The organism is Serratia fonticola (assembly GCF_001006005.1).
Lineage (GTDB): Bacteria > Pseudomonadota > Gammaproteobacteria > Enterobacterales > Enterobacteriaceae > Chania > Chania fonticola.
In genome coordinates this window covers 4735039-4756388 of sequence record NZ_CP011254.1, presented here as the reverse complement: position 1 = coordinate 4756388, position 21350 = coordinate 4735039, and the positions used below count along the sequence as shown (strand labels likewise).

The window sequence follows — 21350 nt, the reverse complement described above, 5'->3', positions numbered from 1 at the left end:
TGACAGCGCCATGACAGTTCGACTAAGCTTGCCCCACTCATTTGGGGAGTAGCCTTCCTTCATCAAGAAGGAGGATGTGTCAACATACTCAGCAAGTTGCTGTGGCACATCCGTCGATCAGATTGGCGAGACCATAGGGGTAATATTTCTTTTGGATTGGACGAGGAATATTACACCATGGTTTGCTACGTCCAGTCGGTATTTCCATAATGACCCTTTTTTCTGCTGTACTCTCAAATTACCTCACCAAAAAGCCGGGCAAACTGAGGGCTAAAGGATGACGCTGTCATTTTTCCAGCTCGCGATATCCTTAGTCATCATCTTGATTGCCTCTGAAATTTTCACCAATGCCCTGGAGCACCTTGGCGAAAGGTTGAAGATCTCTGAGGGGGTAACCGGTTCGCTTTTTGCCGCCATTGGCACCGCCTTACCTGAAACCATGGTACCCATTTTGGCCCTGGTTGCCGGCACGTCGGCGGCTAATGTTAACGAAGAGATTGGCGTGGGGGCGATATTGGGCGCGCCGCTGATGCTGTCTACGCTGTCGATCTTTTTGATGGCGCTGGCCGTGGTAAGACGGCGGGGTATTAACGGGTCTATCACCCCTGAGCCCACGGGGTTTATACGGGATACGCGTTTCTTCCTGATGGCTTTTGTATTGGCCGCAATCGCCTTGTTCATTCCCGTGGAGATGAAAATCGCCAGGATGGGCGTCAGCGTGTTGTTGGTCTTGCTTTACGTCACCTATATTGTAAAAACCTTACACGCGTCGAAAAAACTGGTGGCGGAGGGGAATGGAACCGCGGCAGATAACGTCATGTTCTTATCCCGAGTGGGATTGCCCACCACGCTATTTACCATCATCCTGCAAACCTTAATTGGTTTGGGCGTATTGGTGGCGGGGGCTTTAGGTTTTATAGACGGTGTGGCCGCAGTATCGGAAAAGCTTGGCATTTCTGTGTTGTTACTGTCATTGATTATCATTCCTATAGCTACCGAATTGCCAGAGAAGGTGAACAGCATTCTATGGATACGCAAAGGGAAGGATACTCTGGCATTAGGTAATATTACCGGCGCAATGGTTTTCCAAGGCACCATATTACCCGCTATCGGGATATTATTGACGCCATGGCAACCCCGGCATGAAGTGCTGATCGGGGTGTTTATTACGCTTTCATCGGCATTCTGGCTGTGGATCAACGCCAGAAACAAAAATCTGAAAGTGTGGATGCTATTTATTAATGGGGCTTTCTATTTCGCTTATATTATCGCCTCGATCTCATTTAGCGGCTAAAAATCAACCCTCCTGAAATGCTATTGCAGCGGCCGTTGGAGCCGCTGCAGTCAGCGTAACTCTGCTCCAATTTGGCTGCCCATAGCCCGCCGTAAAAAATACTTGACCTTCCAAACGTGACAAGCCGGATAAAGGCAGCCTGCCAAACCTACTGTCGACCCTCGTCGCGAAAGGTAAACCGATGCAAGTCAAAGCTATAACCCTGCTCACTGCGGCGATAAGCGCCGCGTTCATGATCTCCGGATGCGAAGAGGCGTTGCCCTCCGGCGCAGCTCCCAAACCGCCTAGCGTTCCGGTGGCCGAAGTTGTCGTGCGCCCGATAACGCCTTTTGTGGAGTTTACTGGCTCGCTTACTGCGGTCAAGCGGGTTGAACTCCGCCCACGAGTCGCTGGCTATCTCCAGGAGGTTAGCGTGCCCGAAGGGCGCTTGGTTAATCAGGGAGACCGGCTGTTTCTCATTGATCCTCGGGAGTTCGTAGCCGCTGTGAACGTTGCCAAAGCACGCCTACGCGAGGCTGAAGCGGCCTCGTTACTCGCCAAGGCGGAATATGCACGCGCCGAGAAGCTGTTTGCGCAAAAGGTCGTCGCTCGGGCGTTTCTTGATACCGCCACAGCCGCAGTAAACGCGGGAAAAGCTCAGGTTGATGCCGCCAAAGCCGCGCTGGATGCTGCGCAACTGGATTTGAGTTTCACCCGCGTCACCGCGCCCATCAGCGGACGTGTCGGCCAAACCCTGGTCACCGAAGGTAACTATGTTGCCAGTGGTGTGACGCCGTTGACGACCATCGTCTCGATCAATCCGCTGCATGTCTATTTTGATGTCGACGAACGTACTTATTTACGTTCGCTCGCCGCTGGCCGAACCCATGCAACTCCAGAGTCGGCAAAGGCAACCAAAGTCATGGTGGCGCTGATCGCCGACAAGACCTACTCGCGGTCCGGCCATGTCGATTTCCTCGCCAACGCTGCCGATCGCGGTACGGGAACGGTGCGGGTACGCGCGGTGGTGGACAATCCGGATGGGCAATTAACTCCCGGGCTGTTCGCCAAGGTCAAAATGGAGACCGGCACTCCACAGCCCAAGGTACTGATTTCTGACCTGTCGATTGGCACCGACCAGGGCAGCCGCTATGTGCTGGTCGTTGGCAAAGGCGATACAACAGAATACCGGCCGGTCGAACTTGGCCCGATGGCCGATGGAATGCGGGTAATCGAACAAGGTCTGCAAGCGGGTGAGCGCATCGTCGTCAAGGGATTGGTTCGCCCTGGGATGCAGATTACGCCACAGTCCGCAGCGATTGACGGTACGCCTATTGCGCTGCCGCAAACCTCAGGAGGCGCGCAATGAGCTTTCCACGTTTCTTCATCGATCGGCCAATCTTTGCCATCGTGCTCTCGGTGCTGATGGTGTTGGCTGGCACCGTTGCCTTCTTCCAATTACCGCTCAGCGAATATCCGGCCGTGACGCCGCCAACCGTGCAGGTGACGGCCTCCTACCCGGGCGCCAACCCCAAGGTGATCGCTGAAACGGTGGCCGCGCCGCTCGAACAGGCGATCACCGGGGTAGAGGGCATGTTGTACATGTCGTCGCAGTCGGCCACCGATGGCCGGATGATCCTGACCGTAACTTTCGCCCAGGGAACCAATGCCGATATGGCGCAGGTTCAGGTGCAAAACCGGGTCGCCCGTGCGTTGCCGCGTTTACCTGAAGAAATGCAACGCCAGGGCGTGATTACGCAGAAAACCTCGCCAGATATTCTGATGGTGGTGCACCTGCTATCGCCCGATAAGCGCTACGATCCGCTATATATTTCCAATTACGCCTACCTGCAGGTGCGCGACGAGCTGTCCCGTATTCCGGGGATCAGCGACGTACTGGTCTGGGGGGCGGGTGAATACAGCATGCGGCTGTGGCTCGATCCAAACCTGATCGCGGCACGTGGGCTGACGGCTGGCGACGTGATAGCCGCGGTACGCGAGCAGAACGTACAGGTGGCGGCGGGTTCGGTCGGCCAGGCTCCCAATTCTACCGCCGCCTTCCAGGTGACGGTGAACACCCTCGGGCGATTGACCGACGAAGAACAGTTCGGCGATATCATCATTCGCACTGGCGCGGATGGCCAGGTGACGCGCCTACGGGATGTCGCCCGCATCGAGATGGGCGCTGATGCCTACGCTTTACGCAGCCTGCTCGACGGTGAGCCCGCCGTGGCGCTGCAAATCATTCAAAGCCCGGGAGCCAACGCGCTGGACGTTTCGCAGGCGGTGCGGGCCACCATGCAGCGGCTTGAAGGCAACTTCCCGGCCGGACTCAGTTCGCGCATCGCCTATGATCCGACGGTGTTTGTCCGGGCCTCGCTGGAATCGGTAGCTACCACGCTGTTGGAGGCCATCTTCCTGGTGGTGATCGTGGTGGTGCTGTTCCTGCGCAACTGGCGGGCGTCGCTGATCCCTCTGATGGCCGTACCGGTATCACTTATCGGCACCTTCGCCGTGATGCATCTGATGGGGTTCTCGCTCAACACCTTGTCGCTGTTTGGTTTGGTGCTGTCGATTGGTATCGTGGTCGATGATGCGATCGTGGTGGTGGAGAACGTCGAGCGGCATATCGAAAATGGTGAAGATCCTCCGCAAGCCGCCAGGAAGGCGATGGACGAGGTCACCGGGCCGATTATCGCCATCACCTCGGTGCTGGCCGCGGTGTTTATCCCAACCGCCTTCCTCAGCGGTTTACAAGGCGAGTTTTATCAACAGTTTGCGCTCACCATTGCCATCTCGACCCTTCTGTCGGCGGTGAATTCGCTCACCCTCAGCCCGGCGCTTGCCGGTCTCCTGTTGCGGCCACGTAAGGTGGGGATCACTCACGATCCTCGTAGTCTACGTGGCCGTGCCGATCGGTGGTTGCAACGCTTGGGGCGCCCCTTCCAACGTGCCCCAGACGCCTATGGCAACACGGTCCGCAAGGTTGTGCGGGTCAGCGGCCTGGCCCTGGTGGTTTACGCTGGGCTGCTTGCGCTGACCTTCTTCGGCTTCAAGGCGGTACCACCGGGCTTTGTCCCCATGCAGGATAAATATTATCTGGTTGGCATTGCCCAACTTCCCAACTCCGCATCGCTGGATCGCACCGAGGCAGTGGTTAAGCAGATGTCGAAGATCGCACTGGCGGAACCCGGCGTTGAAAGCGTCGTGGCATTCCCGGGGCTTTCAATCAACGGCTTTGTTAACGTGCCAAATGCCGCAGTGATGTTCGTGATGCTTGACCCATTCAAAGATCGCACCACAGACGACCTCAGCGCGATGGCAATCGCCGGGCGCTTACAGGCCAAATTTGCCAGCATCCCCGACGGTTTCCTTGGCGTATTCCCGCCACCACCGGTGCCAGGGCTGGGTGCTACCGGCGGTTTCAAAATGCAGGTTGAAGATCGTGGGGGGGCCGGTCTGGATGCGCTGGTTCAGCAAACTCAACTCCTGATGCAGAAAGCCAGTGGCACGGGGCAGGTGGCCGGGCTGCTCACCAGCCTTGACGTCAATGCACCGCAGCTCGACGTCAGTATCGACCGCACCCAGGCGATGAGCCAAGGCGTTCGTCTAGCGGACGTCTTTGAGGCACTCCAGGTGTATCTCGGCTCGCTGTATGTCAACGACTTCAACCGCTTCGGCCGCACCTACAAAGTCACGGCTCAGGCCGATGCGGATCACCGCATGCAAGCTGAAGCCATTGGTCGGCTGCAAGTGCGCAATGCGGCCGGGGACATGCTGCCGCTGTCCGCGTTTGTCACCGTTACGCCAAGTTCCGGCCCCGATCGCGTGATGCATTATAACGGTTACCCCTCGGCGGATATTTCCGGCGGTGCCATGCCGGGCGTCAGTTCCGGACAGGCTGTGGCGCTGATGGAGCAACTGGCGCAGGAAGTGCTACCTGAGGGCATGAGCTTCGAATGGACCGATCTCACCTACCAGCAAAAGCTGGCCGGAGATTCGGCGCTGTTTATCTTCCCACTCTGTGTACTGCTCGCTTATCTGATCCTCGCCGCGCAGTACAACAGTTGGCTGCTTCCCCTGGCGGTATTGCTGATCGTACCGATGTGTCTGCTGAGTGCGATCGTGGGCGTCTGGTTGGTGGGGGGAGACAACAACGTGTTCGTTCAGATTGGGTTGATCGTGTTGGTGGGGCTGGCTGCCAAGAACGCCATTCTTATCGTTGAGTTTGCACGCAGCCTCGAAGCCAAAGGCTCAAGCGCACTTGAGGCGGTTATCGAGGCTTGTCGACTGCGGTTACGGCCGATCCTGATGACCTCGCTGGCCTTTATTGCTGGCGTGGTTCCGCTGGTGTTGGCCAGCGGCGCAGGGGCGGAAATGCGTCACTCCATGGGCATTGCGGTGTTTGCGGGCATGCTCGGCGTGACGCTGTTTGGCTTGTTCCTGACCCCGGCCTTTTACGTGGTGATGCGTGGTCTTGCCGCCCGCGTCGAGCATTATCGCTCTGCATCAAAACAACGCATCAAGGGGAGCCAGCCATGAGAGATCGCTATCAAGCTGTGTTACTTCCTCTGAGTGCGCTGTTGTTGCTGGCTGGATGCTCGGCGGTGGGGCCTGACTATGCACCGCCATCGCAGCCGCTGCCAATCAGCTTTGGTGAGCCAACTGCCGAGCTCGGTACGGGGGCCGTCGAGGTTGAGTGGTGGCGTACTTTCGACGATCCGGCGTTAACGGCCTTGGTCCAGCAGGCATTGGCCGCGAACCATGATATTGGCATCGCGGCCATGCGGCTGGAAGAGGCCAAGGCCATGCTGCGAGAGGATCGCCAGAGCTTCCTGCCCAGCGGCGGCCCCGCGCTTAGTTATGAGAACCGCCGTTGGGGAGAAGTGGAAATTTCACCTGACCAACCGCGTCAACGCGAAAGCTATCGCGGAGCCATCGATGCCGCTTGGGAACTCGATCTGTTTGGGCGCGTGCGGCGTTCGGTGGAAGCTGCACAGGCACAAACTGGCTCACGCGAGGCGTTACTACGTGAAGTGCAGGTGAGCGTCATTGCTACGGTGGCCGCTACCTGGTTCGAATTGCGCGGTATCGAGGCCGAAATTGCCGTTGTAACCGACATCAGCCAAAGCCAGCGTGAAAGTCTCAAGCTGGTTGAGCAGCAGGTCAACGCCGGTTCCGCCAGTGAGTTTGACCGACTGCGTGCCGAGGCGCTGTTACGTAATGTTGAGGTGGCCATGCCTGAGTTGGAACGCCGCCGCGCGGCAAGCATCAACGCACTGGCCATCCTCCTCGGCACAGTCCCTCAGTCGTTCAGGCCGCCAGCAATTGTGCCGTTGGATGATTCGTTGGCCGTGCGAACTATGGCCGTAGGCGATCCCGTATCGCTCCTCTCGCGGCGTGCTGACATCGCGGCGGCGGAACGGGACCTTGCTGCGGCTACCGCCCAGATTGGCGTCGAGACGGCCGCGCTCTATCCCGAGATCCAGGTGCAGGGATCGCTCGGCTTTGTGGCTGGGAGTCTTGATTCGCTGAACGGTGCCGAGGCGCTGTCGGGTTTTATCGTGCCGGTTATTCGCTGGTCGCTGCTGGATATTGGCCGCACGCGCGCCCGGATCGCCGCCAGTGAAGCCCGCAGCAAACAGGCCTTGATCGTCTATGACCAGGCCGTATTGCGCGCCTTGCAGGAAACGGACGATGCCTTTAAAGCCTATGGCGCTGCAGGCAGTACGCTTGAGCTGCGCCTGTTGGAGTCTGCGGCCAATCGCGAAGCTGCTCGTCTGCTCCAGGTGCGGTTTGCCGAAGGTGACGGTCTCTATCTGGAGGTGCTCGATGCCGAACGCGCTAACTTTGCCAGCCAGCGCGCGCTGGCCGTCGCACGGACTAACCAGCAGCTTGCCATTGTCAGCATCTATAAGGCGTTAGGTGGCGGTTGGGAAGTCTGTACCCAGACGGAACGCAATTGTAATGGGGCCAGCGGCATAGCCAATTCCCCCCCACAGAACTGATTGCTAACAGGCCTTGACCTTCCCCTGGTGGGAAGGTTTAAGCTTTTTGTTACCGAAACTTCCCAGGAGTAGAGCCATGGCTTCCGTTTCCCTCCCATCAGGTTCCAATCAAGCGGCTCGTCTGAGCCTGCCGGTCGAAGGAATGACCTGTGCATCGTGCGTTGGCCGTGTCGAGCGCGCACTAAAAGCCGTTCCCGGCGTGCAAACGGCCACGGTCAATCTTGCCACCGAGCGGGCAGATGTCACCTTTAGCGGCGTGGCCGATCCACAAGCGGCGGTTAGTGCTATCGAAAGCGCCGGTTACGCCGTCCGTGAAGAGACTACCGAACTGGCGATCGAAGAGATGACCTGCGCATCCTGCGTCGGAAGAGTTGAGAAGGCGCTGACGCAACTTCCAGGCGTCCTCTCAGCCAGCGTCAACCTGGCGACCGAGCGTGCGCGGGTACGGCACCTCGCCGGGGTTATCTCCACCGCTGACCTTGAAGCGGCGGTTGTGCAGGCGGGTTACAAGGCCCGTCGTTTGTCTGCCGAAACGCCGAATGTAAACGATCAGGATACTGAACGCCGCGAAAACGAAGCGCGCGGCTTACGCCGCTCTTTGCTGATTGCGGGCATTCTCACTTTGCCGGTCTTTATCCTTGAGATGGGCTCACACCTTATTCCCCCGATGCACCATTGGGTGCAGGGCGTTTTGGGTGAACAGACGAGCTGGTATATACAGTTTGTACTCGCCACCCTGGTGCTGTTCGGTCCAGGCCTGCGTTTTTTCCGCAAAGGTATCCCGGCGTTGTTGCGCGGGGCTCCCGATATGAACTCACTGGTGTCGGTGGGTACGGCAGCGGCGTACGGCTATTCGGTGGTGGCAACCTTCATTCCCAAGGTACTGCCACCGGGAACCGCTAACGTCTACTTCGAAGCCGCCGCCGTCATCGTGACCTTGATCCTGCTTGGGCGCACGTTGGAAGCTCGCGCCAAGGGGCGAACGTCGCAGGCCATCAAACGACTGGTCGGGCTTCAGGCCAAGACCGCGCGCGTTGAACGCAATGGCGAGACCGTTGAGATCCCGCTCGATCAGGTGACCACCGGTGATGTGGTGTTCGTTCGCCCAGGAGAGAAGATCCCTGTCGATGGCGAAGTCGTCGAGGGGGCATCTTATGTTGATGAGAGCATGATCACCGGCGAACCTTTGCCCGTATCGAAAGGCGTAGGCGCTGCCGTTGTGGGTGGTACCATCAACAAGACCGGTGCTTTCAGTTTCCGTGTTACCAAGGTTGGGGCCAATACGGTGCTGGCGCAGATCATCCGTCTGGTTGAGGAAGCACAAGGTTCCAAGCTGCCGATCCAGGCGCTGGTCGATAAGGTGACTATGTGGTTCGTACCGGCAGTGATGGCCGCCGCCGCGCTGACGTTCCTGGTCTGGCTGATCTTCGGCCCGGATCCGGCGCTGACCTTTGCGTTGGTGAATGCGGTTGCGGTGCTGATTATCGCTTGCCCATGCGCCATGGGGCTGGCTACGCCGACATCAATTATGGTCGGTACCGGACGCGCCGCTGAACTTGGCGTGTTGTTCCGTAAAGGGGAAGCCTTGCAGGCGCTGCGTGACGTGAGCGTTATCGCCCTCGACAAAACTGGCACCTTGACCAAAGGACGCCCAGAACTCACCGATCTCGTTCCCGCTAAAGGTTTTGAGTACAGCGAAGTGCTGGCTCTGGTTGCGGCGGTTGAAACCCGCTCCGAGCACCCGATCGCCGAAGCGATCGTGTTAGCCGCCAAACAGCAGGGCATCACGCTGGCCCCCGTTGAAGGCTTCGACGCCGTGCCGGGCTTTGGCGTAACGGCCAAGGTTGGTGGCAGGGTGGTCTCCGTCGGTGCAGACCGGTTCATGACGCAGCTTGGCCTTGATGTAGTGAGCTTCAAGTCTGCCGCCCAGCGTTTGGGTGAACAGGGTAAGAGCCCGCTCTATGCCGCTATCGATGGTCGCTTGGCGGCGGTGATTGCGGTTGCCGATCCGATCAAGGAAACCACGCCAGAGGCTATTAAGGCGCTGCACGCGCTGGGCCTCAAAGTGGCGATGATCACCGGCGACAATGCGGCAACGGCGGCGGCGATCGCCAAACAGCTCGGTATTGATGAAGTTGCGGCAGAGGTGTTGCCCGACGGCAAGGTTGCAGCGCTGAAAAAGTTCCGGGTCAACGGGGCGCGAGTGGCCTTTGTGGGGGACGGTATCAACGACGCCCCGGCGTTAGCGGAAGCGGACGTTGGGCTGGCTATCGGCACCGGTACCGATGTGGCTATCGAGGCGGCCGACGTGGTGCTGATGTCTGGCGACCTGCGCGGGGTGCCGAACGCTATCGCACTCAGCCAGGCGACGATCCGCAATATCAAACAGAACCTGTTCTGGGCCTTTGCCTACAACGCGGTGCTGATCCCGGTGGCGGCGGGCGCGCTTTATCCGTTAAACGGCACCTTGCTTTCGCCGATCTTCGCGGCGGCGGCGATGGCGCTCTCCAGTGTCTTTGTACTCGGCAACGCGCTGCGGCTTAAGCGTTTCCAGGCTCCGATGACGGTTGAGGCTTCTAGCGGGACGGCGGAAAGCGGGGCGGAGATTATCCCCGTTACCGCAAGTAAATGAACGATGTCGGGCCATGGTGATACCCCTCACCCTAACCCTCTCCCACAGGGAGAGGGGACCGACCGTGCTACAACTGGATTCAAGTGTTCACCTTAGCTCCGGAGCTTCGAGGCTGTGTAAGTTGGTCTCCACACCTGACCGCAGCTCCGTATCAGCTCCCTCTCCTTGGGGAGAGGGTTGGGGTGAGGGAGACCAGCGAGCTTAACCAGTAACAATAACGCTAACTGTAGCCCTATGAAGGAGTGAACGATGAATATCGGTCAAGCAGCCAAATCCTCCGGCGTTTCAGCCAAAATGATCCGCTACTACGAACAGATCGGCTTGATCCCCAAGGCCATACGCTCGGATGCGGGCTACCGCCATTACAGCTCTTCGGACGTACATAGCCTGCGCTTTATCCGCCGCTCACGCGACCTTGGGTTTTCTGTTGAGCAGATCTCAGCGCTGTTGGTGCTGTGGAACGACCGGGACCGCGCCAGCGCCGACGTCAAAGAAATGGCGCTTTCCCACGTCGCACGGCTAAAAGCCAAGATCGCCGAACTGCAGGCGATGGCAGAAACCCTCGAGTTCCTGGCCGATCACTGCCACGGTAATGACCGCCCAGACTGCCCGATCCTGGCTGATTTAGCCGAGCCAACCACAGCGACGTCAGTGCCAAATAAGGCACCAAAGTTCGGTATTGCGTCCGGTGTGCTAAAACGCGGGGAAAAGGGGTTTGCCGTTGTAACGAAAGAGAAAATTTTGCAGAAAAACCTTTGACCTTGCCACGCTGGCAAACCTCATAGTGATCTGACACCAACCCGATGGAGATCAATATGCATCATTTCACTGTTCCCAATATGACCTGTGGCGGCTGCGCTAAATCCGTCACCAAGGCGCTACTGAGCGTTGACCCACAGGCCCGTATCGAAACCAACCCGGCGGCAGGTGAGGTAAAGGTCGACAGCACTTTGGCAGCAAGCGAGTTACTTGCGGTACTTGGCAAAGCGGGTTACCCGGCCCGACATATCTGAATAGCAAAGGAGATCCTGGTATGAAACCTGTCAAAATGGCCATCGCCGCACTCGCGTTGGCAACGCTTTCATTCTCTGTCATGGCGGCTACGCTGGTTGATGTTGCGCCAGCCAATCAGCAGAAAATCGGCGTGATTAGCGCCTGTTCAAGCAGCAACAGCTTGAGCAGCCTCCAGCGTGAACTGGAGAATAAGGCTAAAGCAGCGGGGGCAAGTGCCTATCGTATTATCGGCGCTTCCGGCAACAACCGTATGTGCGGTACGGCCGAGATTTACCACTGATTGTTGTCCCTAGAGAAGCCGCTTGATGCGGCTTCTCTATCCTGCCTTTTTATTCCACGCTGACTAATCGCAACTATTTTCTTATAGTTAACACGCTTTCTAACGCACCGCTTTGTAAAAACTTGTTCGTCACTGGTGTCACAACCACACTACGGTTGACTGGCAGGATCTTGATTCCTTCCCCCAGAAATACGGGAATGGTTGTGATATATAATTGGTCTAACTCCCCTGCATCGGCGAAAAATGCAGCGGACTTACCCCCTCCAACGACCCAAACATCCTTACCTTTTGCCGCCAGTTTTGCATGCCGGGCAATATCATTAGCATTGCCACTCACTTTACTTATGCCTGTGCCTTGCGGTATTGCCAGATCCTGACTTGTCAAAATGAACGCCGGAACATCTTTATAAGGCCAGTTGCCATGGGCATTTTCCATTATCCAGCTGTAGGTTTTGCCTCCCATAATCACCGCACCAATACTCTGGTAGAAGTCATCATAAGGTGTAGCATCATCGCCTAAAATAAAATTAGTCAGCCAGTCAAGCTCATGATCCTGGGTGGCAATGTAGCCATCCATCGATGCTGCAACATAATAAATTAACTTCGACATTCGATATCCTTTATTTGCTAAGCGGGCGCAGCATGCAGCGCCCCTACGTTTTGAGCCTGTTGGGTGTTGTCAGCAGTCTTGCTACTTGCGTTTCTTCGGCGAACTTCACCACTTTATCATCAGGCGTATTAGGATGCAGGCAGGGCTGGATTCTGGGTAACCTCTTGCCTCAACGCCTCAAATGGGCACTGGCTGAATAAATGGAGGATCGCTACCGGAGTCAAAGGGTTGAGTGCCAGCGAACGGTTAAACTGAAACAGGCTGCTGGCAGTGTCGTACAAATTGGTTTCAGAAGCCGGAAATTGAGAATAGCCAAAGGTGCGGAACGGCGGCGTTTTATCGCGCACTTGAGGACACCTAACCGCAAGTTGTTCCACCCAACGAGAAAAGATTGGCCAATCTATCATGTCATCTTCCGCCAGTGCTGCCATACCGGCAAAGCACTCCTCGGTAAACACGTAGGGATGCTGCGCCAGCTTTTGCCATACGAGTCGGGCGTCTGTGCTCGGATTTGGATTAAGGAAAAACTGCCGGTTATGAGCCAGCCTGCTCAGAACAAACAGATCCATCGATTGGCTAAGCTGGGTCAATATAGGGCTGGATATCGCGCGTTCCGCCATTTCACCTCTGACCCAGACATTGACTTCGTCCAGTAGCTCCATCATCAACGCTTCATCTTCATGATAGCGAGAAACCAGACGGCACCTGACCAAATGAGAAGGATCTTTGGTCAGTGACTGCAACAGGGCCTGAGAAGGATTAACCAGCCGGAAAATCATATTTTCACGCACGGTTTCATCCGGATGATAAATAGCAATATTTGCCCAGCACGCTGGCCAACCTGGGTTGTTATCCAGCTTATCGAGGATCGGGCCAATCGGATCCATAAAATAGTCGGAGTAAACTTTGTCCGCAGCACTGTCTTGATCCGCTATCGATGCCATAGGCCGGCTGACAAGCCCCTCAACGAGGGTTGGATAGTGGGAACTCAACGCCTCCCATGCCAAAGTTTCGCTGGCATACTGCCATGGCTGCCAACGACAGACCAACTCTGGCCATATCATGCAGGGGACAATAAATGGCTGCTTGCTTTGCTGCGCCACCTGGATTTTCAGTTCCAGCGAAAGCGCAGGCAGCATATCAAGCAAGGTCTGCGTGGTGGTATCCTTCGAGTTAGCGACGGCTTTGAGAAAACGATCCGGGAACGCCGCCCAGCCGTGTTCAATCAGCAGGGCAGAAAAATCAGGCGCATTGAGGAGCTTACTGACGGTGTTACTGCGGGCTTGGCTTAAGTCTGAGATGTCCATGGATCGCTGCTTTTGATTATTCCTTCAGTGGGGGAATACTATCCGATTCGCGGTACGCTGGATAGGCTGCACCAGCCGCGGGAAGATGACTGCAGACAAACCCTCACCGGGCTCACAATGATGGGGAGGTGCAGGCATCTTCCGTAATAATAATCAAAAGGTTAGTATTACTTTACAGCTCAATACCTACAAATTCAGCAAACCGAACCTTCAAAAAGGGATAATCTCGTGACCATACGCATTAGGCTCACTGTCGCAATAACATTGCTTACTGCGACACTGCCCGTATTAGCTAAAATGCCAGAAAACTTTGTCTATACCAGCTCCGGCGATCTTGAAGCGGCGTCAGTCATTATGGCGCGTAGCGACATTGGTGGTGCGCAGATCGTTTACAATTGGCGCTCACTCGAACCAGAGAAGGACAAATACAACTTTTCGCAGATTGAGCAGGATCTGGCTCGTCTCAAGGGAGCCAAGAAAAAACTTTTCATTCAGATCCAGGATCGGTTTTTCGAACAGAATGCCCGATACGTTCCTGATTATCTGATGAATGATGTCAGGTACGGCGGTGGGATATCGCCACAATTTGACAATCCTGGCGAAGGAAAGCCGATTGGCTCGGGTTGGGTGGCACAGCAGTGGGATCCTGCTGTACGCCAACGTTATCAGGCTCTATTGGCAGCGCTTGCAGAGCGTTTCGATGGCCGAGTCTATGGTGTGAACTTACCCGAAACAGCCATTGATCTTGACGAGAAAAGGCCACCCAAGGGATTTACCTGCGATAACTATTTCGCAAGCGAAATGGAAAATCTCACCTTTGCGCGCAAGGTGTTCACCAAATCACATGTGGTGCAATATGTAAATTTCTGGCCGTGCGAATGGAACAACGACCACAATTACATGGGGCGACTGTTTGAGTTCGCCAGTGCCAATAATATTGGACTTGGCGGTCCAGATATTGTTCCCTACCGCAAAGCGCAAATGAAGAACTCATATCCGTTCTTCAACAAATACAAAAATAAGCTGGCACTCGTTGCCATGGCGGTGCAGGAGCCGACCTTGACCTACAGGAACCCCAATACGGGCAAGCCATTTAGCAAGGAGGAGTTTGTACAATTCGCAGAAGACTATCTCGGTGCAGATATCATTTTCTGGAGCACGACGTCCCACTGGTTGGCGAAGAAATAAACCCTCACCGAACTCACAGCGTAGGGGCGCTGCACGCTGCGCCCGTCAGAATAATCAATGGGTTATTAAGATTACCAGTACATTGCAAACAAGCGTGGGCAAAGTTTTGCCAGTGTTTCCTCATCATCTTCCCAGGCAGTACCGGATGGTTCACTCGGGAACTTAATGGTTTTATAAGAGGTTTGTTCAAATAACGCTTTTTCGTATTCAGGATGGAGCTCTTCAATGATTCGGCCTACCAGGTACGAGTAGCCTTCATGTTGTCCTTCCTCTTCGCCATCCACAATATCGGCCAGTGAGTCAGGATTTATCAGTGCGGCTTCATACACGCTTTGGCCACGCGAAATCAGCCAGTCTCTGAAATCCATAAACCCATCATCAGAACATCCACCACCCATGATGTAGGCCGCAGCCCATAAATCCCATCTGTAGGCTTGATTATGCAGTTCCGTGAAGCGCTTTTTAAATGCAATGAGCTCTTCTGGCGAAAGCTGACGCAGTGCGCTATCCAGCGCCTGCATATTCTCTGCTAGATCTTCAATCATTGCTGTTCTGGCCTGATCAATGAGTTGCCAGAAGACTTCATCATTCATTCGTTATCTTCCTTATAACGTGCCCCGCAAGTTGCGGTGGTTTGGGACGAGTGGGGGATGATATCTAGCGCAACCACCAAAATCCACGGCAGTTGGGATACCCCAAGCTGTTTTAAGATTTCCCCGACTAGCGGGTGGCTGGGGAGGGACTCGTTTTCGGGCCAAGCAACACGTGCGAATGGAGCGATTGTGAAACCTTCGTAAACAATAAATTTGTCATAGCTCATTGTTTTCAATCTTGATGCTTGATTTTCCATGCGTTAATGGCAATCTTGATACATTAGTAACATTGCAGGATTGGAAGCCGCGTGCAGGGTGCAGGGATCTGAGGGCGGTAGCGTGTGTGATTCAGCGCTATGCGACACGGTTATGGCTAATGTGTGGCCTTTTCGGGCAGTAATAGAGCAAAAAAAGCTGTGAAGTCAGTAAAGAAACAATTACTCAATGTACTAAGAAATTAAAGCTAAGCTGGTATTTGAAGAGCTAAAGTTCGCCTCTCGATCATCACGGACAATCTGCTTATCTGCCTACAAGTTATGTGTATATATAGGCAGCATAGTGCCAAAAGCGGGCACGAAACTTAGCAGTTAGAAAGGCTGTAAAGGCTCGATAGAAATGTCCGAGTATTTTCCTTAGAACCGACTTGCCTCCACACTAAAAGATCTTTGTCGCTAGAGCGGTTAACCCATTTTAATTATACCGCCACTGAGATCAATGATTAAGTAAGCTTGGGCGGCTCCCCTTCTGATGAAAGCGCTTACCAGTATGTCTATAGTCCATCTTCTTACGGATATTTACGTTAGCTTCGGAAGGGTATGCTCTCGGGAGTATTTTTTATTTCTCCCATATCATTAATATTTACTTTTTCAACCACGTATTTGTCAATTAATAACATTAGCGTTTATTATCATATAAATATTGTATCTTCAATTGTGAGTGATGATTATGAAGGAACAGAAATTCGTTAGTGAACTCTTTCTTGAAAATGAACAGTTTATTCTAATTGGGCTAACTGGCAGAACTGGCTCTGGATGTACAACAGCTGCGAAAATTCTCGAAGAGAAGAAACCCAATTTTCCCACATCTGATAACCTTTCAGGTTTTTATAGAAATCTAGATATTAATCGATATGAAATTGTCAAAAAATTTACAGATAATCACTGGGAAAACTTTTATTCGATAAAAGTAAGTGATTTGATATCTGTTTATATGTTAAGGATGAGTGATGCAGATATTTCAGAATTCATAGTTAATGCATCAGAAAAAGAAGTGCCAAAAACTAGTGTTGACAAAATAATTCTTGAAGGAGTTTTTAGTAAAAATTCACTTAAAAATAACTTCATGAAAATAATAGAAGATTTATTAAATCATGAGAATGATTTAGTCGTTGATGATAGCGATATCAATAAATTTATACGTATATTAACTTTGGTTAGGAAGTTCACAAAAGATTTTAAAGAAGAATTGAATAGAATAGATAGTAGTCTTTATGTTTCCACATATCAAGCGGCAGGGAAATCCATAAGGCGATTGAGCAAGGTGGAAGTAGGCTATGAAAAAAATACTTTTAATTCCAAATCTGTTTTTCATCTACCTGAAACCATAAATCGCGTCATTAAATTAATTAGGAAAAGTAAAAAAGGAAAGGCATTTATAGTGATTGACGCCATTAGAAATCCTTATGAAGCTAAGTTTTTTAAGGATAGATACTCTGCATTTCATTTGATTTCCATTAATGCACCTGATGATCATAGAACAAAATATCTACAAAAATTACACAAGTTTTCGTCAGAGCAAATAAAGAAGATTGAAGACATTGAATCTGGTGAAGGTGACGGAGAGTATAAACATCTTACCAATCCAGACATTAAGAAGTGCATAGAAATATCAGATATCCATATATTCAATCCTAAAAATGAGTTTGATAACAACAATATATTAAAAGCTCAAATAGCTTGGTATTTTGCTTTAATGAAACATCCCGGACTTATCACACCAACTGCAATGGAGAGGGTAATGCAAGTGGCATATAGTGTGAAATTAAATTCTGGATGTATATCAAGACAAGTAGGTGCTGTCGTAACTGATACCGATAACTCTTTAAAATCTGTAGGCTGGAATGATGTAGCCAAGGGACAGGTTCCTTGCTCAATGCGTTCTCTTGATGGTGTGATGGATGATTTTGATGCGAATAAATATAGTTCATATGAGAGGAATAACGAAAGATTTAGAGAGAAAGCAAAAGAACGACTGTTAAAATTTAAGTTGATTGATGGAACTCCTAATGCATTTTTAGGAAAAAATTTAGCTTATTGCTTCAAAGATATTCATAACAGTATTGACAAAAAAAGCAATCAGGTTCATACAAGAGCACTACATGCTGAAGAAAATGCCTTTCTTCAATTATCTAAATATGGTGGTTCAGGAATTATAGGGGGGAAGCTTTACACAACAGCAAGCCCATGTGAACTCTGCGCTAAAAAAGCTTATCAACTAGGCTTGTCTGAAATAATATTTATTGATCCTTACCCAGGAATAACCCGAGAGCACATTATAAATATAGGGAATAACCCACCTAAACTAATTCAATTTAGGGGTGCCATTGGCCGATCGTATCACAGACTTTATGAGCAAGTAATCCCTATTAAAGATGAACTTGACTATTTGTTGGAATGAGTGCTATCGCATTGTTATTATCAACCATTAGATAAGGAAAGGTTACATATTTTCAATCAACTCAGCCTCGTATAATGATGAATGGTCATCATAAGAGAAGATTAAGATGATGGCACAACCGGGATGATTACTAAGTGAATACAAAGGCAGATTACAATGTATAAAAAAATGATAAAAAAAAGTATAAAAGAAGCAAAAATAGAAAGGAATAAGCTGGAGCATGTTCCAGGCGTAAAGGCCGGTATCATTAACCCTTCAGATAAGGGTTTTTACCTTATTAATTATGCTAACTGCCTAGTTAACAGACAATTAGACATTTTCGATGATTCTTTGATGCTACTTGAGAAAGGCCGTATCCAATCAGCATGTGTGTTAAGTAGAGGGATGATAGAGACGCATGCCTTTGCTCGCATTCTTAACAAGAAGATAGAAAAGATTCTCACCGAGCAAAGAGAATTAGAGAGTGTAGATAATGCCCTTAATGTTCTAATGAAGTATATCAATAGTTCAAGATTTAAAGAGACAGAGCAAAAGAAAATCAAGAAAGGAATCTTTGACCCGAATGATTACATGTTTACTGAAGAAACAAAGTACCGATTTGAAAATATGCTTGCTGGTAGTGAGCATGTAATGGATGCACTGCGTGATCTGTATAAGGATGAAATGGAACAAACTAAACAAAAGGAAAGTCATTTTGAACAGGTTTATGATATTTTAAGTGAGTGGGTTCACCCTTCTCAAACAAGCATATATCATTATTATGTTCCTGAAACGCATTTGGTTCCAACGTCTATAGGTATGGTTCATGTTCATGATTCAGCAAGCTTGCATTGTGCGAGAGCATTGCATTTTATAGTTGATACGAAGAACCAATATAATTGGTCATTAATGTTAGCTGAAGAGATGAATAAAAGAGGATTGGCTAAATAGGTAAAAGCCTCGCTATAGGGCTTAACTGAAACTCTACACTATGCCAGAGACAGAAAGCTCTCTGTTGCAGATAACTCTTGGCAAGGTGATCTCGCGAATTCACCACGTTGGCAGCACGTCGGTACCGGGTTTGGCTGCAAAACCAGTCATAGATATATTGCTGGAGGTTGTGAGTCTGAATGCGTTGGATAGCTTAAACACTGTAATGGAACGAGCCGGATATACTGCGCGTGGTGAAAATGGTATCCCAAATCGCAGGTATTTCACCAAGGGCGGGGATCAACGTAGTCACCAAGTCCATGCTTTCGCTTTAGGCGATACGCAAATCGTAAAGCATCTGGCATTCCGTGATTACTTGATAAAAAACAAGAAAGCAGCAGAACAGTATGCCGAGGTAAAACGTGTTGCGTTGCTAGCAAGTGAAAACGATAATCATCGCTATAGCGCCTTTAAGGCGGACTTCATTGAACATCATATTCGTTTAGCGCTAAGTGGCCAAGCACGATAGAAAGAGCATCCCGCTCGAATGTTATGCCTAATCGTTTTAAATAATGAAAGTTTCAGATGTTATCTGAATTTAGCCATGAGTCGTTAAACGGGTAGGTCGATAGCTTTCAGGAATTTCCGGGTTTTTCCCGATGGTCAGTTCTTCACTCACCATCCTTCCGACCGTTGCCGCGCAGGTTACCCCAGGGTGCATGACCGCCACGTAAATGCCCGTTATATCATCAATAAACCCCATGACAGGATGTCCGTCCTGCGGTACAGGTCGTTGTCCTACCGACTGCTTGAGAAGATAGGCCGATGCCGTTCCTTGTAGCCTGCTTTTTATCGCCGTGAGGGTGTCAGACGCCACTGCTTCAGTATCACCCGTAACCGGATAATCCTCGGCTGCCAGGAGATCCCCGTTAAATGTATGGCGAACTTCAATGTCATCGCCCGATATTAGTGTATTAACAACGTGTTTTGTCACGCGGTAACGTAGGAGAATGGCTGGCGAAGCCACGATCGGGAGCGAAATCCCTATCATGCTCAGCAACGAAGTTATACCCGTCCCGCAGGCCAGAATGACACAATCCGCGTCTATTATGCCTTCCGCTGTTTCGATGCCAATTATTCTATTTCCCTCTTTCCTAAACCCGGTGATGAGCGTCTGTGTTTTCAACTCTGCGCCAAGACAGCAGGCCTTATCCAGCAGGGTTCGGGTGGCCTCTGTCGGATCCATTGCGCCATCCTGAACGGCATAATGCGCCCGTGAAGGTGGAGCATTCATCGCTGGCTCCAGCCGGGATATATCAGACTGCTGAAGCATTTTCGACTCATCTTGTTCGCAAGGCGAATCGGCCCCGTAACTTAGCGCACCAACCCAACGTATACAAAGCTCCGGGATTTCTTTTTCTAACCTGTGCCAGTCTTCCGCCGACGCTCGGCGAAGAAGTGCATCCGGGGCATCGTCACTCACAGTGGTGTGGATCCAGCCAAAAGCGCTGCCGGTGGCACCAGAAGCTGGATGCGCTTGGTCGATAACGGTCACTTTTATTCCACGGCTGGCCAAATGATAAGCGATTGAGGCCCCTATAATCCCCGCGCCCACAATAATCATACTTTTTTTAGTGGAACACATACCGTTTCCTCGCATAAAAGGGCCCAGGCATTAGCAAAATCCGCCGTAACCCCTCGACATTAGTTTTGTGGCCATTCTTGCTTCAGTAACGCATAAATCAGTTCATCACCCCATTGACCATCAAAGCGATCGTTCTGTCGTAAATGTGCTTCTTTACGCATGCCCAAACGTTCGACAACGCCGATAGAACCGCGATTGGCTGCATCAAGTCGGGCAAAAATGCGATGGAAACCCACTTCGGTGAAGCCGCGTTCCAGCACCGAATGTACAGCTTCTGCCGCATAGCCTTTACCGGCATAAACCGGGTTAAAGATATAACCGATTTCTCCTTGTAGCGCCGCGCTGCTGGCCAGTTTAAGCAACACTTCACCAATGAGTTCGCCGCTGTCCTGCAATGTGACGGCACAATAAAAAGTGTCACCATCTTCACTGAAACGTGAGGCTACGGCCTTTGCCAACCGGTTTTCCATTTGTGCCTGCTCTGGCGGTGGAGCATACAAGTAGCGGTAGACTTCAGGCAGGCGATGGTAAGCCGCATAGGCGTGGAGATCGTCAGGGGTAAAACGGCGTAGCCGCAGGCGCTCGGTGGAGAATGGCAGGGTAATCGAATGCAAGAAATTATCCTTTTCTAATGTGTTGTTATGGTGAAGGGGTCGATACTACCAATGACCTGTTAACGTTCCAGCATAGAAAGAATATGATTTTTGGTAAGCGGGGCCAGTTGCACCGGCTGGTTGCTAGAAGGTTCAAACCATATCACTTCTTCGATTTCTGCAGCGGGCAGAAAGTGGGTCTCTTCAGTGCTGACTCTGAACATGTCAGCAATCAGCATATGTCCAGGCTCATTGGCTGCGAGATCCGTAAACCGCCCTAGTGGGATCATCTCATCAGGGTTGAAGGAGGCATTCAGTTCCTCTTTCAATTCACGTGCAAGTGCCACCTCTGGCCGCTCACCGGATTCAATTTTTCCACCCGGTTGCATAAACCACTCCGTGTTGCGTTTTCTGACCAGAAGGACCCGACCAGCCCGATCGGTTATGACGGCCGCAGCTATATGAATTTGCTTACTCTCTGACATTCTGAATCCCGTTGTTTGGTAGAAAAGCACCCCGCGTGAAGGCATCAAATGTACCAGAGTGGGGAGGGTGATTCCTAGCCTAGTCAGGCAAAGCAGATCCTCTAACCTGTGCTACGCTCTGGTTCTACAAAATCTAG

The 21350-nt window shown here is 51.8% G+C and carries 19 protein-coding genes and 1 riboswitch; of the genes, 12 read left to right on the top strand and 7 right to left on the bottom strand.

The window, feature by feature from the left end; all coding sequences use genetic code 11:
- Positions 1–30: 30 nt before the first annotated feature.
- A riboswitch (yybP-ykoY riboswitch) is annotated at positions 31–127 on the top strand.
- Between the two features lie 150 nt (positions 128–277).
- From WN53_RS21090 to bhsA, 8 genes are all read left to right on the top strand, one after another.
- The gene (locus tag WN53_RS21090; protein ID WP_024486815.1) at positions 278–1294 is read left to right on the top strand and encodes a sodium:calcium antiporter; all 1017 of its coding nucleotides are present in this window, start codon (positions 278–280) and stop codon (positions 1292–1294) included.
- A gap of 232 nt (positions 1295–1526) precedes the next feature.
- On the top strand, positions 1527–2642 hold the full coding sequence (locus WN53_RS21085; RefSeq protein WP_280513693.1) for an efflux RND transporter periplasmic adaptor subunit: 1116 nt from the start codon (positions 1527–1529) through the stop codon (positions 2640–2642).
- Positions 2639–5815: an efflux RND transporter permease subunit gene (locus tag WN53_RS21080; protein ID WP_024486817.1), complete on the top strand. Its 3177-nt coding sequence runs from the start codon at positions 2639–2641 to the stop codon at positions 5813–5815. The genes WN53_RS21085 and WN53_RS21080 overlap by 4 nt, the downstream gene beginning before the upstream one ends.
- Positions 5812–7281, top strand: a complete 1470-nt coding sequence (locus WN53_RS21075; RefSeq protein WP_046808244.1) for an efflux transporter outer membrane subunit — start codon at positions 5812–5814, stop codon at positions 7279–7281. The genes WN53_RS21080 and WN53_RS21075 overlap by 4 nt, the downstream gene beginning before the upstream one ends.
- Before the next feature lie 76 nt (positions 7282–7357).
- Entirely contained in the window at positions 7358–9913 is a 2556-nt protein-coding gene (locus tag WN53_RS21070; protein ID WP_046808243.1) for a heavy metal translocating P-type ATPase, read from the top strand.
- Between the two features lie 249 nt (positions 9914–10162).
- Positions 10163–10672, top strand: coding sequence for a Cu(I)-responsive transcriptional regulator (cueR, locus tag WN53_RS21065; RefSeq protein WP_024486781.1), 510 nt, complete (start codon positions 10163–10165; stop codon positions 10670–10672).
- A 56-nt stretch (positions 10673–10728) separates the two neighbouring features.
- Positions 10729–10926: a heavy-metal-associated domain-containing protein gene (locus WN53_RS21060; RefSeq protein WP_024486782.1), complete on the top strand. Its 198-nt coding sequence runs from the start codon at positions 10729–10731 to the stop codon at positions 10924–10926.
- A gap of 20 nt (positions 10927–10946) precedes the next feature.
- Complete coding sequence (gene bhsA, locus WN53_RS21055; protein ID WP_024486783.1) at positions 10947–11207, top strand: multiple stress resistance protein BhsA; 261 nt, start codon at positions 10947–10949, stop codon at positions 11205–11207.
- A gap of 73 nt (positions 11208–11280) precedes the next feature.
- Here bhsA and WN53_RS21050 read toward each other — a convergent pair whose 3' ends face one another.
- Both WN53_RS21050 and WN53_RS21045 read right to left on the bottom strand, forming a co-directional pair.
- On the bottom strand, positions 11281–11817 hold the full coding sequence (locus WN53_RS21050; RefSeq protein WP_024486784.1) for a dihydrofolate reductase family protein: 537 nt from the start codon (positions 11815–11817) through the stop codon (positions 11281–11283).
- 128 nt (positions 11818–11945) lie between these two features.
- On the bottom strand, positions 11946–13124 hold the full coding sequence (locus WN53_RS21045) for a hypothetical protein (protein ID WP_024486785.1): 1179 nt from the start codon (positions 13122–13124) through the stop codon (positions 11946–11948).
- A 297-nt stretch (positions 13125–13421) separates the two neighbouring features.
- On the opposite strand from WN53_RS21045, the gene WN53_RS21040 reads away from it, so the two are divergent.
- Entirely contained in the window at positions 13422–14312 is an 891-nt protein-coding gene (locus tag WN53_RS21040; protein ID WP_390901739.1) for a hypothetical protein, read from the top strand.
- A gap of 71 nt (positions 14313–14383) precedes the next feature.
- Here WN53_RS21040 and WN53_RS21035 read toward each other — a convergent pair whose 3' ends face one another.
- Both WN53_RS21035 and WN53_RS21030 read right to left on the bottom strand, forming a co-directional pair.
- Complete coding sequence (locus tag WN53_RS21035) at positions 14384–14905, bottom strand: DUF4240 domain-containing protein (protein WP_024486787.1); 522 nt, start codon at positions 14903–14905, stop codon at positions 14384–14386.
- On the bottom strand, positions 14902–15162 hold the full coding sequence (locus WN53_RS21030; RefSeq protein ID WP_152526630.1) for a hypothetical protein: 261 nt from the start codon (positions 15160–15162) through the stop codon (positions 14902–14904). Before WN53_RS21030 ends, WN53_RS21035 begins: the two co-directional genes overlap by 4 nt.
- Before the next feature lie 688 nt (positions 15163–15850).
- On the opposite strand from WN53_RS21030, the gene WN53_RS21025 reads away from it, so the two are divergent.
- From WN53_RS21025 to WN53_RS21015, 3 genes are all read left to right on the top strand, one after another.
- The gene (locus WN53_RS21025) at positions 15851–17581 is read left to right on the top strand and encodes an anti-phage dCTP deaminase (RefSeq protein ID WP_046808497.1); all 1731 of its coding nucleotides are present in this window, start codon (positions 15851–15853) and stop codon (positions 17579–17581) included.
- Between the two features lie 156 nt (positions 17582–17737).
- Positions 17738–18511, top strand: a complete 774-nt coding sequence (locus tag WN53_RS21020) for a DUF5677 domain-containing protein (protein WP_046808242.1) — start codon at positions 17738–17740, stop codon at positions 18509–18511.
- Positions 18512–18551: 40 nt separating this feature from the next.
- A complete protein-coding gene (locus WN53_RS21015; RefSeq protein ID WP_024486768.1) occupies positions 18552–19019 on the top strand; it encodes a GrpB family protein in 468 nt (155 codons plus the stop codon).
- 69 nt (positions 19020–19088) lie between these two features.
- Here the strand turns inward: WN53_RS21015 and WN53_RS21010 are convergent, their stop codons facing one another.
- From WN53_RS21010 to WN53_RS21000, 3 genes are read right to left on the bottom strand one after another with little or no spacing between them, the layout of a single operon-like run.
- Positions 19089–20135: an NAD(P)/FAD-dependent oxidoreductase gene (locus WN53_RS21010; RefSeq protein ID WP_024486767.1), complete on the bottom strand. Its 1047-nt coding sequence runs from the start codon at positions 20133–20135 to the stop codon at positions 19089–19091.
- 59 nt (positions 20136–20194) lie between these two features.
- Positions 20195–20749, bottom strand: a complete 555-nt coding sequence (locus tag WN53_RS21005) for a GNAT family N-acetyltransferase (RefSeq protein ID WP_024486766.1) — start codon at positions 20747–20749, stop codon at positions 20195–20197.
- A gap of 59 nt (positions 20750–20808) precedes the next feature.
- Positions 20809–21213, bottom strand: a complete 405-nt coding sequence (locus tag WN53_RS21000) for an NUDIX hydrolase (RefSeq protein ID WP_071785018.1) — start codon at positions 21211–21213, stop codon at positions 20809–20811.
- Positions 21214–21350: the final 137 nt, after the last annotated feature.